At 68.9% G+C, this 13,171-nt stretch carries 9 protein-coding genes; 5 read left to right on the top strand and 4 right to left on the bottom strand.

Translation table 11 applies throughout. The features are described 5' to 3' along the window. Nucleotides 1-790: 790 nt before the first annotated feature. Entirely contained in the window at nucleotides 791-1,492 is a 702-nt protein-coding gene (locus NZ773_06930; protein ID MCS6801658.1) for a discoidin domain-containing protein, read from the bottom strand. Nucleotides 1,493-1,544: 52 nt separating this feature from the next. Next, entirely contained in the window at nucleotides 1,545-2,306 is a 762-nt protein-coding gene (locus NZ773_06925; protein ID MCS6801657.1) for a protein phosphatase 2C domain-containing protein, read from the bottom strand. A 317-nt stretch (nucleotides 2,307-2,623) separates the two neighbouring features. Between NZ773_06925 and cofD the strand changes: the two genes are divergently transcribed. From cofD to NZ773_06900, 5 genes are all read left to right on the top strand, one after another. Next, nucleotides 2,624-3,547: a 2-phospho-L-lactate transferase gene (gene cofD / locus NZ773_06920; protein MCS6801656.1), complete on the top strand. Its 924-nt coding sequence runs from the start codon at nucleotides 2,624-2,626 to the stop codon at nucleotides 3,545-3,547. Further along, nucleotides 3,544-4,182 carry a 2-phospho-L-lactate guanylyltransferase gene (cofC, locus tag NZ773_06915; protein ID MCS6801655.1) on the top strand — a complete coding sequence of 213 codons (639 nt, stop codon included), beginning with the start codon at nucleotides 3,544-3,546 and terminating at the stop codon, nucleotides 4,180-4,182. Before cofD ends, cofC begins: the two co-directional genes overlap by 4 nt. A 3-nt stretch (nucleotides 4,183-4,185) precedes the next feature. Continuing rightward, nucleotides 4,186-5,199, top strand: coding sequence for an ABC transporter substrate-binding protein (locus NZ773_06910; protein MCS6801654.1), 1,014 nt, complete (start codon nucleotides 4,186-4,188; stop codon nucleotides 5,197-5,199). A 64-nt stretch (nucleotides 5,200-5,263) separates the two neighbouring features. Further along, a complete protein-coding gene (locus NZ773_06905) occupies nucleotides 5,264-5,875 on the top strand; it encodes a hypothetical protein (protein ID MCS6801653.1) in 612 nt (203 codons plus the stop codon). Then, on the top strand, nucleotides 5,872-7,173 hold the full coding sequence (locus NZ773_06900) for a glycoside hydrolase family 1 protein (protein MCS6801652.1): 1,302 nt from the start codon (nucleotides 5,872-5,874) through the stop codon (nucleotides 7,171-7,173). The genes NZ773_06905 and NZ773_06900 overlap by 4 nt, the downstream gene beginning before the upstream one ends. A 399-nt stretch (nucleotides 7,174-7,572) precedes the next feature. Here NZ773_06900 and NZ773_06895 read toward each other — a convergent pair whose 3' ends face one another. Together NZ773_06895 and NZ773_06890 are read right to left on the bottom strand one after the other, a co-directional pair. Next, nucleotides 7,573-9,906, bottom strand: a complete 2,334-nt coding sequence (locus NZ773_06895) for a glycosyltransferase family 39 protein (protein ID MCS6801651.1) — start codon at nucleotides 9,904-9,906, stop codon at nucleotides 7,573-7,575. After that, nucleotides 9,903-12,968, bottom strand: a complete 3,066-nt coding sequence (locus NZ773_06890; GenBank protein MCS6801650.1) for a hypothetical protein — start codon at nucleotides 12,966-12,968, stop codon at nucleotides 9,903-9,905. Before NZ773_06890 ends, NZ773_06895 begins: the two co-directional genes overlap by 4 nt. Between the last annotated feature and the right edge of the window lie 203 nt (nucleotides 12,969-13,171).

Here is a 13,171-nt window from a genome sequence, read left to right as displayed (position 1 = left end):
GTCACCGGACCGCGCAGTTCGATCAGAACGGTATTGCGAGCTTGCGAAGCAGGCTGGCAGCAGACAGGCGGGTACAGCCTCTTAACGTCGTTGCGAGCCTGCGAAGCAGGCGAAGCAACTTCCTCGAGGCGAGCCGGTCATCCTCGCTTCCCCCCCCTAACGTCGTTGCGAGCCTGCGAAGCAGGCGAAGCAACCCCGATCGATCACGGCCTTGCTCGGGATTGCCACGGCCCGCCTGCGGCGGGCCTCGCAATGACGAATAAGCGCTTTCCCGTGCAACTGGTTTTGGCACGCAGCTTGCTATCATATCCGCATGCCCTCGCAATGACGAATAAGCGCTTTCCCGTGCAACTGGCGGGAATCCGCCGGAGCAAACGCACGCTGGCTCGCAATGACGAACATAAGCGCTTTCCCGTGCAACCCGTCCGAATGCCTCGCAGGACGACCCGAGGCGCGGGCTCGCAATGACGAACACGAGGTGCACCTCTCCGGCTCAGCGGAGACTGGGAGGATGCGGAGTGAGAGGAGGGTTCGCACGGAAAGCCGTTGCGAGCCTGCGAAGCAGGCGAAGCAACCCCGATCGATCACGAGGGCGCACCCTTCAGCAACAGCGCCCTCTCACCGCGCTCGGGATTGCCGCGGCCCGCCTGCGGCGGACTTCGCCATGACAGCCTAGCGATCGCGCTGCTCGGCTACTCCTCTCGGGAGACGATTGCAACAGCTCCGCTGCAATCAAGAACGAGGAGGAGCGTCACGAGCGCTGGCTATAGCGACAACTGCCCTTGGCCGCCTAGGTCGGCTCGTAGCCGAGCAGCTGGACAGCGTCGATCTCAGCATAGGCGTCCGGCTCGGGGGGCTCTTCGACATAAATGCGGACCGCATTGACCAGAAAGCTGGTTGGCGGAAACTGTGGCGCAAACTGGCCGGGACAGGTTGTCGTCGGGTCCTTGCCCTTAAAGACCGTGTGGAGTGTCCCGTTCGGCTCACGCAGATCGACTTGGACCACCCGCCCGGGCTTGAAGGTCTGATAGATGACAACCCCTGTTGCCCGGACTGGCACCGCGAACCGGACCTCCAGCCATTCGATCGGGTTCTTCTTCGCGCTCGCCCACGCTGTCTCAAAATCGCCACAGCGCGGCGTGTTCGGCGGCCCGGTGGCTTGGAGCGCCGAGAACTGCGGGCTCGCAAATTCGCTGCTTGCCGTCGCCGCGATAGCCCACTGCTCACGGAAAACCCCTCGCTGGGCATCGGCAGAACGGTTCGCGCCGGCCGGCATCGTTGGGGAAGGCAGCGGAGACGGGGTCGCCGTCGGTGTTCGGCTGACATTCGAGGGCAAGGGCCGGGTCGGCTCGGGGGTCGGGGGAGGAAGCGACTGGAGAAGACTGTCGACCATATGCTGATTGGCCACATAGTAGCCAGCAGCGCCGAGTGAACTGCAGGAGCACCCAATCAGCAGGATGATCCCCCCGATCAACACGAGCGTGCGTCCCACGAGCCCTCCGCGCCCCGAATAGTAGCGACCTTCCTCTCAGCCGCGGAAGCGGCTAGGCGCTCGCCGCCCCCTGACGAGCGAGCAGAACGCTGATGTTGTCCGGACCGCCGCGCTCGTTGGCGAGATCGATAAGACGGTCCGCGGCAGCAGAGAGCGAGGGAGCGGCGGCGATAACCGCTTGCATTTCATCGTCGTTGACGACATCCCACAAGCCGTCGGAACAGAGCAGCAGCACTTCTTCCCTGCCGAGCCGTTCCTCGCGCACCTCCGGCTCAAGCAAGGGGTCCAGACCGAGCGCGCGCGTCACCACGCTCCGATAGGGGCTCGCCTGCGCCTGCCACTCGGTCAGCAGCCCGGCACGCACCTGCTCGCCCACCCAGCTGTGGTCGGCAGTCAGCCGCCGGATTGCTGTCGGGCTGACGAGATAGCCGCGGCAGTCCCCTGCATGGGCGATGACAAGCCGTTCACCCGCAAGCAGCGCGGCGACACAGGTCGCCCCCATCCCTCGCTTCGCAGGGTCGCGCCCTCCCTCCTGCAGGATCGCGGCATTCGCCGCAAGCACGGCGTGGCGCAAGCGATCGCGCGGCGGAGCGGCGTCAAGACGAAACGCCGCTTCGAGGATCGTTGTCGCGCCGATTGCGGCGGCGACTTCTCCCGCGGGATGCCCGCCCATCCCATCGCAGACGACGAACACCGCAAGAAACGTGCCATTCTCGCGGCGTTCGACCCGATGGCCAACGTAATCCTCGTTGTGGCCTCTGGAGCGGCCCGGGTCGGTCTTCGCGACCACCTCGGGCAGGGTCAGTTCAGTCATGCGCTCCCTCGCAGGGCGAAACTCACGGCAGGCGCGGGGACATCGTCCGCATAGTAGCCCAAATGGGCGAGCCACCGGAGGCCGCTCACCGCCAGCAGTAGACGACTTCCCCGCCTTCGCGCTACACTCCCGGGCAACCGAATACGTCTTCGCCGCCCCGCGTGTGCGTGGCGAGCCGAGTACCCGGCTCGCTTTCCGTCAACCGCCCGGGTGATGGCTCTGGCACTCGAGCAGCGCTCGGAACGATAGCGCTGCTGGGGGAGCCGCCTGACATCACATCGAGTCGCTTGGCGTGCCAAGCACACGGAGTAGATTGCGTGTACGTGACGCTGGCGGGCGGCGTCGGCGCTGCTCGGTTCCTCGCCGGTCTTACCGCCGTCGTTCCCCCGGAACAGGTTGTCGCTATCGTCAACACCGGGGATGACCTCACCCTGTACGGCCTCGCGATCTCGCCGGATATCGACACCGTTCTCTATACGCTCTCCGGCCGCGTTGACCCCGAGCGCGGCTGGGGGATTGCCGGCGATACCACAATCGTCCTCGACGCGCTGGCAGCGCTCGGCGAGCAGACTACCTTCCGGCTTGGCGACCGCGACCTCGCGACGCATCTGTTCCGGACCAGCCTCCTGCACGCCGGCAAAACGCTCACCGAGGTCACGGCGCTGCTCGCCGAGCGCCTCGGCGTCCGCGCCCGCATTCTCCCCATGGCGGACGAGCCCGTGCGGACGATCGTCCAGACGCCGGCCGGTGAGCTCGCCTTTCAAGAGTATTTCGTCACCCGCGGCCAGCAAGACGACGTGCTCGGCCTGCGCTACGCCGGCGCGGAGACAGCGCGCCCTACTCCTGCTGTGCGCGAGGCGATCGCAAGCGCACACGCCCTCATCATCGCGCCGAGCAACCCCTTCGTCAGCATCGGCACAATCCTCGCCGTTCCGGGAATGCGTGAGGCGATTGCCGCCTCGCCAGCGACCAAGGTCGCGATCAGCCCGATTGTCGGCGGACGCGCCCTGAAGGGGCCGGCCGACAAAATGCTCGTCACCCTCGGCCACGAACCGAGCGCGCTCGGCGTTGCCCGTCTCTATCGCGACCTCGTCGACCTCTTCGTCCTCGACACCCTCGACGCCTCTCTCGCCCCGGCGGTCGAGGCGCTCGGGCTGCGGGTTCTGGTCACCAACACGATCATGCGCGGCCCCCAGGAACGCGCGCAGCTCGCGCGGGCAGTGTTGGGAGCGCTGCGATGATCGTCGCCGTCGTGCCGGTCAAGCCCTTTCCCAGCGCCAAGTCGCGCCTTGCCGGGGTGCTCAGCCCGGCGGACCGCGAAGCGCTCGCCCGCGGCCTCTTCCGTCATACCCTTGATGTCCTCCTCAGCGCCTCTCCGATCGACCGCCTTGTCGTCGTCGGCGAGCCTGTCGCGCATCCCGCCGTTCTCACCATCCCCGACCCTACCCTCGGGCTGAACGCGGCTGTCGCCGCCGGGGTCGCCGCCGCCCGCAACGCCGACGCCGTCCTCGTCGTGCCGGCAGACCTCCCGTTTCTCTCTCCAGCCGCTATCGCGCAGCTAGTGGAACGGCGTGCGCCCATCGCCGACGTACCCCATGTCGTTATCGCGCCAGACCGACGGCACGATGGAACGAATGCGCTGCTGCTCACCCCGCCGACGCTCCTGTCGCCCGCGTTCGGTCCGGGCAGCTTCGCCGCCCATCGGCAGGCCGCCGCTGCCGCCGGCGCTCTCCTCGCCGTTCACTCCGACCCCGCGTTCGCGTTCGACCTCGATCTCCCCGACGATCTCGCCGCTCTTCCGCGGCAGATTGTCGACCGCCTTCTTGCTCTTGGCACTCGTGAGGCGTTCTCACACTCCTATGTCGTCCGGAGGTGACCCATGTTTCGGATCTTGCCCGCGCTGCTCGTCCTCATTGCCGTCGCCTGCGCGCCGGCCGCCCCGACAGCAGGCAATGTCCCACCCCCGCCTGCTCCTCCTGACCGGATGGTCTTCATGGCGGGCTACAAGCCGCAAGCGAACATGCCGTTCGTTGCCGCCTATGTCGCCAAAGACCGCGGGTATTTCCGCGAGCAGAACCTCGAGGTCGAGATTCAGCACAGCGCCGGCCAAGGCGAGCATGTCCGCCTGCTGACCGCCGGGGTGGTTCAGGTCACGACCGCAGCCGGCATGAATGTCATCACCTTGGCCGCCGAATCCGGTCTGCCGCTCGTCGCGTTCGCTGTCTTCGGCCAGCGCAGCGATCAGGCATTTGCCGTCCGTGCCGAGTCGCCGATCCGCACAGCGAAAGACTTCGAAGGCAAGGTCGTCGGCTACAAGGGGATGCCGAGCGCGGAATATCTCGCGATGATCCGAGCTGCCGGCGTCGACCGCTCCAAGATCCAGGAAGTGAACGTCGGCTTCGACCCGCGCATCCTGCTCACCGGCCGCGTCGATGTCCTCCCCGTCTTCCGCTCAAACGAGCCCTACGTGCTGCGCTCGCTCGGTCAAGAGGTGCGGCTGATCACGCCGGAGGAGTACGGCGTGCCGACGATCGGCCTGACCTACATCGCCACGCGCGACAGCGTGGAGCGGCAGCGATCGCTCCTCGTCCGCTTCATGCGGGCCACCCTTGCCGCAACCGAATGGATCCGCCAAAACCCCGACGCGGCGCTCGATATCGTCATGCGTTATGCGCCCGGCGAAGATCGCGCCCATCAGGCCGCTATGCTGCGGGTCGAGATCGAATCGCTCGAGGGTCCGATGGTTGAGAAGAACGGCCTGCTCGCCGTCTCCGCCGAGCAGTGGCGCGACATCGCCGCTCTCGCCTATCAGCTCGGCGTCATCTCCAAGCCCATCGACATCGACCGGCATATCGACGACTCGATCCGGCGCGAGGCGCTCGGCCGAAAGTAGCGCCGGCCTCGTGCTAGACTCCTGCGGAGGGCGGCTGGCGCCGTCCTCCGCAGCAGGAGACGAGGTGCCCCAGCCAGACGGTGCAAAACCGGAGATCGCCTTCGACCTCGACGGCGTCATCTGCCGACCGCCGCTCGGGTTCAATGTCGCGATCAGCCGCTCGCTACGGACGCAGCCGCTCCCCCCCGAGATCAGCGAGCGCGAGGTGGACCGAATACGCGGTCTCCACCTGCTGCGCTACGGGCTCGAGACCCTGAAATATTTCGGCCGGCGTCCGCTGCCCGATGCCCGCGATGGACTGGAGGCGGTGAGCGAGTTCCGCACCCCGATTATCGTCACCGCGCGCAACGCCATCGGCCGCCCGATCATCGAGCGGTGGCTTGAGATCCACGGCCTGCGCCAGTACATTGCCGACATCGTCGGCAACAACACGCGGCTCTCGCCCGGCCAGCACAAGCTCCGGATCGCCTTGCTCCGTGGCATTCGCGAGCACGTTGACGACGACGGCTCCGTCGCCTACTACCTCGCCCGCAACGGCCTCGAGCGCGTCTACCTGCGGGAGTGGTTCTTCAACCGTGGGCTGCCCTACCCGCCGAACGTGATCCGGGTGAGCGTCCTCCCCGCCATTGCCGACGACATTCGCGCCCGCGAGGCGGAGCTCGCGCACAAAGGATGAGCGTTCCGCGCCGGCTCGCTTTTCCCGAGGGGTTTCTTTGGGGCGCCGCCACTGCCGCCCATCAGGTCGAGGGGCACAACTTCGCCAACAACTGGTGGGATTGGGAGCAGCAGCCGGGCCGCATCCGCGACGGGACGCGCTCTCATCCCGGCGTCGACCAGTGGACCCGCTTCGAGGAGGATTTCGCTCTCCTCGCCGAGCTCGGCCATAGCGCCCACCGCCTCTCGATCGAATGGAGCCGCGTTGTGCCCGCGCCGGGAGAGGTCGACCGCGCTGCGCTCGATCACTACCGGCGCGTGCTCGAATGCCTCCGCGAGCACCAGATTGAACCCTTCGTCACCCTCCACCATTTCACTAATCCGCGCTGGTTCGAGCAGCGCGGCAGCTGGCGCGTCGACCAAGTCGACGACTTCCTCCACTTCGTCGAGACGGTCGTCGCCACGTATCGCGACCTTGTCCGCTGGTGGATCACTGTCAATGAGCCAGGGGTCTACGCCAATCTCGGCTACGTCGAAGGGATTCATCCGCCCGGCGATCACAGTCTGCGCAGCGCCGCCCGCGTCATCCGTCATCTGCTGACAGCCCACCGGCGCGCCTATGCCCTCATTCACCGCCTTCAGCCGGAGGCGATGGTCGGTCTCAGCCATCACGTCGCAGCCTACACGCCCTTCTCCTCGCGCCCGGCAGACCGGCTGATGGCGTGGCTGCACGACCGGCTGCTCAATCACGCTATCCTCGCCGGCCTCGACGACCCCGCTCCAGCGCGGATGGCGGCGCGGGCGCTCCTCCCCCCGCGTCGGCCGGCCGCGCTCGACTTCATCGGCATCAACTATTACACCCGCAGCGAGGTGCGGTTCGCGCCCGCTCGGCCCCGCTCCCTCTTTGCCGAACACCTCCCCGGCCGGCGGGGGCCCAAGACCCTCTTCGGGTGGGAGGTGTATCCGCGCGGATTGCGCGACCTGCTGCTCGCCCTCAAGCCGTATCGGCTGCCGATCGTGATCACCGAGAACGGTGTCGCCGAAGAGGGCGACACCCTCCGGCCGCGCTTCATTGTCGACCATCTCCGCGCTGTCCACGCCGCGATCCGCCGCGGGGCCGACGTCCGCGGGTACCTCCACTGGACCGCGTTCGACAACTTCGAATGGGCCGAGGGGCTGCGGATGCGCTTCGGCCTTGTCCACGTCGATTTCGCGACCGGCAAGCGGACGCCTAAACCCTCGGCGCTGCTCTACGCCCGCATCTGCCGGCGCAACGCCCTCGACCCCGCCGACTGGCGCGCCGCGCTCAGCGTCCCGTGAACATGGGCGGCCGACGCTCGAGGACCGCCCGCGCTGCCTCGTTCGCATCCTCGAACCCCATCAGCCCCCGTGTACGCCTGCTCCAGTTCGTAGCCGGACTGTCGGTCCATGAACTCGATCCGGTTCAGCACCTCTTTTGCCCGCCGGATGGCGACCGGGCTCTTGGCCGCCCTCTCCTTGGCCCGCCGTCGCCTCGACCAGTGCCTTCGGCACGCCCCAGTCGATCAGCCCCGCGGCGATAGAACTCGGCGCTCGAAGCTGCAGCACCGGTCGCTCATCGTCCCTCGCGTCCCGGCAGGCGACCCCCGCGTCCTTGACGGCAGTTCGTCGCCCTCGGCTGGCTCGGCGGGCGCCTACGCGCGGTCGCCCGACGAAGACCAAGACACTGGCTGGCGGCGCTCAGGGCGCGAGCGGCAGCTCGAATGCGGTCCGGCCGTCAGGCAAGGCGAGCCGCACGCCGCTCCGCGGGTCATAGAGTCCGACGAGGAGCCGCAGCGGTCCAGCAGGGAGATCGGCAGGCGGCTCGAGCCGGCGTGTCTCGGCGATCGCCTCGCCCGGCGCCCACGCGGAGGTTGGGAAGCGACCGCCTGCCGGCGGACCATCGGCTTGCGCGAGCGGCCGGTCATCCGGTCCCGCAAGATGGACAAATACCGCGAGGTCATCATGCAGCGGAGCGCGCGCTTCCCAGAGAAGGCGGAGCGTGCCGGGACAAACCCGCGCCGGACACGGCTCCGGCTCAAACGCTGCCGACCGGAGGGCGACCCGATCATCGAAGAGCGCCGCGGGCGGGCCAGTCGGCAGCGGCTCCCGCGAACGTGTCTTGAGCCGACCGATGATGACCCGGTCGCCCAGCCGCTCGCCGGCCGGTCCGTGCGCCTCGAGCAGCCGGCCGTCCCGCTCGTAGACTGCGAGGTCGACAGTCCGAACGCCCGGCGCGGCGTCTGACGGGATCTCGATCGCGTAGTGAGCGAAGATCAGTTCGCCCGGCTGCCAGAGAGCGCTGAAATAGGGCGAGGAGTCGTCTTGGAAGAGCGTCCGCCCGCCCTCCGTCAGCCGGAGCGAGAAGGCGAGGTCCGGCCGGCCCGGCGGCGCGAGTACCCGAAAGCGCAGCGTCACCGGCACGCTCGTTCCCGGCTCCGCGACCGGCAGCCCTGCCCCATCACGGGCCACCTCCCATGCGGCATCCTCGAGGACCAGCACCCCGCCGAAGTCAGCGCGCGCGGGCAGCGGAGCGAGCGGCGGCACACGGTACAGCCGGAAGCGCGGCGCGCCGTCCGCGCCCGCGACCGCGGCGGTCTCCAAACGCGCCCCGAGCAGCTGCAGGATCGTCTCTGCGACCTCGGCCGGACCGAAGAGCGCCACCGCCGCCTCGCGGTTGCCCGGCAGGGCCAGCCCGTCAACGCCGGAGAACCAGCGGACCGCGCGCCCTCGCTCAAGCAGATACTCGACCGCCGGATGGGGCCGGATCCACGCCGAGCCGTAGACAGGGAGGTCAGCCGGGAGACGATTGATCGCCGCTGCGCCCGCCGGGATCTCCGCTTCAAACGCGGCGAGGACCTCGGGGTGAACACGCCACTCGACGAAGTACGTCCGGACCGCGAGCCCCGCCACAACGAGAAACCAGATCACGCCGCCTGCGGCTGGCAGCCGCCAGCCGATGCCGGTGACGGCGGCCAAGGCAGCACTCCAGACCGCGCCGTGGGCGGCAAGCAGCCAAGCCGAGGGGATCGCGCCGAAGCTGCGCAGGAAATGCGGGTTGTCGCTCGCCAGCACGCTCGGCAGCAGCATGACGACGAACCAGATCGCCACCAGCGCCGTCGAGGCGCGCCGCGGGCGGGCCACGACCCGCAGCAGCCCCACCCCGAGGGCGACAGCGGCGACCGCGTCGAAGGCCGGCCGGCCGGCGAGATTGTGCCGCCAGTTCGCATCGCCCGCTGCGGGGAACATCATGAGGGTGACCCCGAACTGCCGCGCCAGCTCGCCAAGAAGCGCCCCGCCGTCCAGCCCGCCGTACGGCCAGACCTGACTGGGGCGGAGAATGAAGTCGTTCGGAAAGCGGAGGTAGTGCAGCCCGAGCGGCAGGAAGACCAGCGCCGCCACCAGCGCGACGGTCGGCCAAACCAGCCATCGCTCGCGCAGCGTCCGCCGGTCGAAGACGAGCTGCCAGAGGAGAAAGCCGCCGAGCACGAACGGGAAGAGGCGCGAGGCGAGATAGGTGTAGAGCGTCAAGCCGCCAGCAAGCCCGGCCAGCACAGCGAAGAGTCGGCTGTTCTCGCCCTTCTTCGGGTAGAGCGCTCGCCAGAGACAGGAGACGGTGACGATCTCAGCAAGGGGCAGCAGATTGACGCGCTCGGCGAAGCGGTTGACGCCGAAATGCCACACCGAGACTGCAAGACCGGCCGCCGCGATCAGGCCGGCCGGCGTCCCGAGCAGCCGCCGACCGAGGGCAAAGAGCGCCGCCACGGTCAGCACGCCGACCGCCGCCGTCAGCCAGCGCAGCGCGAAGATCGATTCGCCGAAGAGCACCGTTGCGCCGGCGAGGAGATAGAAGAACAGTCCTTCGCGATCGCCGTAGAACAGCCGGAGATCGCCGGCGAGAATGTCGCGTGCAAAGCGGCCGTTCAGCCCTTCGTCGTACCAGAAGCCTGGCGGTGCCGTCTGAAGGTCAAGGAAGCGCAGCGCCGCTGCCACAAGCAGCAGCGCGGCGAGCGTCGGCCGAAGGGGAAACGTCACCGGACGACGTAGTCGCCGATGGTCACGGCGTCGCCCTCGCCGACCGGGAGACGCCCGCCATCGCTCGGGCGGTACCAGCCGACCACGATCTGATAGCGGCCCGCCGGCAGCCGCCGCAGGCCCGGCAGCGGCCGCGGGTCGAGCAGCCGGTCGCCGGGCGACCAGACACTGGTGGGATAGCGCCCGAGCCGCGGCGGGCCATCTGCCTGAAGCACGACCCGGCCGCTCGCGTCACGAACATGCAGGAAGACGGCGAGATCATCCGCCGGCCGGCCGGTCGCTTCCCAATGCAGCACGACCGCCTCCTCGCAGGCCGCGCCGAGCGCCGCGCAATCCGCCGCCGCCGCCGCGCTCGCTCCCGGAAGGTCATAGCCGAGAAGCCGCCCGACCCCCTGCCAATCACCGCTCGCTGGGGAGCTCGGCGCAGGAAGCGGGCTGGCAGGAGTGACAAGGATCGGGGTGAGCGGCGTCGCCGAGTCGAGCGGACGGCCATCAGCGGTCGTGGCAGGAAGGCGCGCGTGGTCGTCGCGATCAAACAGCCCGGCCCGCAGCCAGTAGCGGCCGGGCGGCGTCGAACGGGGCACGACAAGGTCGTACTGATCGCGCACCGGCCGGCCAACCTCCCAGATCGAAGTGAAGCGCAGGTCGAAGCCGCCGAAGCTATCCTGCTGGGCGACCGGCCGGTACGCGTCGTCCGAGAGGTGGAGAAAGGTCGAATAGTCCCGATCGATCGGGGCGAGCGCTGTCCAATGGAGCGTGACCCGGAGGCTGCCGCCGGCGGTGACGGTGGGAATGCGTCCGCCGCGCGCGCCGGCAAGGTCGAAGCCGCGCAGTACCGCCAGCCCGCCAAATCGATAGTCGGTGACAGTCGCCGGCGAACTCGGCGGCGGGAGGCGCGGCGAGCGGGGAACAGTCAGGTCGCCAACAATGGCAGGGGCGCCGAGCCACTCGGTTTCGCCATCCGGCCGCACGGCGACCTCGAGCCGATAGCTCCCAGCCGGCAGGCGGTCGGGCAGGGGAAGGTCGTAGCTGTCGGCCACAATCGTCGCGCCGAGCCAGCGCGAGGACGGCGCCGCCCCATAGACCGGCAGCCGATCTTGGACCGTAACCGCCTGACCAGCCGGGTCGAGCAGCCGCAGGCGGGTGCGGATCTCGCGGCCGACCGGCTCCGCCGTCAGCCAGAGCAGATCCAGCCGGACGACGCCGCGCCGATCGAGGTCGGCGTAATCTGCCTTCCAGCCGAGCAAGCGCAAGGACGAACCGAAGGCAATGTCGGTGCGGGTCAGCGCCTCGGCGGCGGGCGCGCGGGGCAGCAGCGCAAGCGCCAGCACCGCGGCGAGCGCCCCGCGCGCGGCAAGGCGGCCCCCCCGGCTTCGCAGCATCAGCGCGCCCGCGAGCAGCAGCAAGATCAGGCTGGCGGCCGAGACGATCTCCCCAAGCCGCCGCGGCGGGGTCTCCCCGAAGGCGATGGTCACCTCGTGCCAGCCCGCTGGCAGTTCGAGCGCGATCTCGCCCGCCGGCCCAGACGGCTCGACAGCGACCGGCGCGCCGTCCACTGTCGCCTGCCAGCCGGGGAAGTAAAAGGTGCGCAGCCGAAGCGGTCCCGGTTCGACGATGTTCAGCCGCAGCCGATAGCGCCAACCGTCGAAGGAGAGCGCCTCAGCCGCCGCGAGACGAGCCGCAGGAGCCTGCGTCGGCGCGTCCGCTGGGACGGCGAACTTCTGGACCGGGCCGTCCACCCAGCGCGGAACGAACTGAGGCGGGCTGGTTGTGCCCGTGAGGGCGCCGCTCACGTCGAGGCGCGTCGCGCTCGCCCGGCTGACCATCGCGTCGTCGAGGGCGAGAGGATTCGGGGTAAGGCTGCTGAGCGACGCCCAGACCATCGCCGCCCCAAGGCCAAGCGCCGGCAGGGGCGCCCAGCGGCCGGCCGCCGCCGGCAGCGCTGCCGCCGCGATTGCCGTCGCAAGGCCCATTCCCCCCTGCAGCCGCCAAGGAAACGTCATCAGCGAGGCGATCGGCAGCGAGCGCCAGAACGGCTCGCTCACCGGCGTCATCAAGAGGGCGAGGGCGAGGGCGAGCGCCACGCCGAAGGCTGCGCGCTGGCGCGCTCCCGGCCGGAGGAACGGCACCGCCAGCGCGCCCAGCAGCGCCAGCGCCGCTTGGACCGTTCCGACAGCGATAAAGCTGTCCCAGACGATGTCGTAGTCATACTGCAGCGCCCATTGCACCAAGCGGTCGGGCGGCTGAAGCGAACGGTAGAAATCTTCGACGCCGCCGCGGAACGTCCCGATCCAGGTGTCCGGCAGCTCGGCGAGGAACGGCAGCCAGAAGAACGCGGTCAGGCTCAGGGCAACGGCGAAGACCCCCGCCAGCCCGCCGGCCCACGCCAGCGCCGACCGGAGGCCGCGCGGCCGCCAGCGCCACGCGATCGAGGCGACGAGCACGCCGCTGAAGAAGAGCACGGACGGGTTGTGCGCGAGCAGCAACGCGGCGACGACGAGCGCCAGCCCGACAGCAGGCCGCAGGCGCACCGCGCCGTCGTCGCGAAAGGCGCGGTCGGCCAGCCCGAGCGCCAGCGGAAAGAGCGGGTAGCAAAGCTGCTCGGCGAACGAACCGCGCACGTAGATGTTCAGCAGATGATAGGGAACATAGACGTAGGCAGCAGCACCGAACAGCGCTGCCCACGTCCCCACCCACGGCCGGAGATACCAGTACATCAGCCCGCCCGCTGCCAGCACTCCGATCCCGACGAGCAGCCGGAGGGAGTCGGCATAGGTGAAGCCGAGGAGGTGAAACAGCTGAGCAGCGTACGAGACGAGCGGGTTATAGAAGTTGAAAATCGGATAGCCGAATCCAAAGACGAGCTCGGGCGACCAGCGCGGCAGGAAGACCCCCTGCTTCATCGCGCTGTCGAGGACGACGAGGCGAAAGAGATGGGCAAAGCCGTCGTGAACCTGCAGATAGCTGGCGCTGAGCAAGGGTAGCGCCGCCGGGATCGCGGCGAGCACCGCGAGCAGAGAGCCCACGCGGTCAAACGAAAGGCGGAAACGGAAAGCGGTCACAGCATTGCCGCTCCTCGATCCACGATGGGCGGAGGCAGCGCGGCGAAGTATAGGAAGCCCCCCCAAGGCGAACAAGAGAACGGCCGGCTCATTCCCCGGCGCGCCCGGCAGCGCGGCACCCCGCCACCGCTCGCGGCAGGAAGGCGCGTGCTGAACGGCGAGCGGACGATCGCCCGCGCTCGGCGGTTCCGAAAGCGGAGAAG

This window comes from Dehalococcoidia bacterium (assembly GCA_025054935.1).
Taxonomy (GTDB): domain Bacteria; phylum Chloroflexota; class Dehalococcoidia; order SpSt-223; family SpSt-223; genus JANWZD01.
Note: the sequence above shows the minus strand (reverse complement) of the source record. Positions and strands in the feature narration are given on the sequence as shown.

Bases quoted from the DNA above. Each gene is read 5' to 3' on its own strand.
- NZ773_06925 (MCS6801657.1), bottom strand. From the start codon at position 2,306: ATGACTGAACTGACCCTGCCCGAGGTGGTCGCGAAGACCGACCCGGGC.
- cofC (MCS6801655.1), top strand. From the start codon at position 3,544: ATGATCGTCGCCGTCGTGCCGGTCAAGCCCTTTCCCAGCGCCAAGTCG.
- NZ773_06910 (MCS6801654.1), top strand. From the start codon at position 4,186: ATGTTTCGGATCTTGCCCGCGCTGCTCGTCCTCATTGCCGTCGCCTGC.
- NZ773_06900 (MCS6801652.1), top strand. From the start codon at position 5,872: ATGAGCGTTCCGCGCCGGCTCGCTTTTCCCGAGGGGTTTCTTTGGGGC.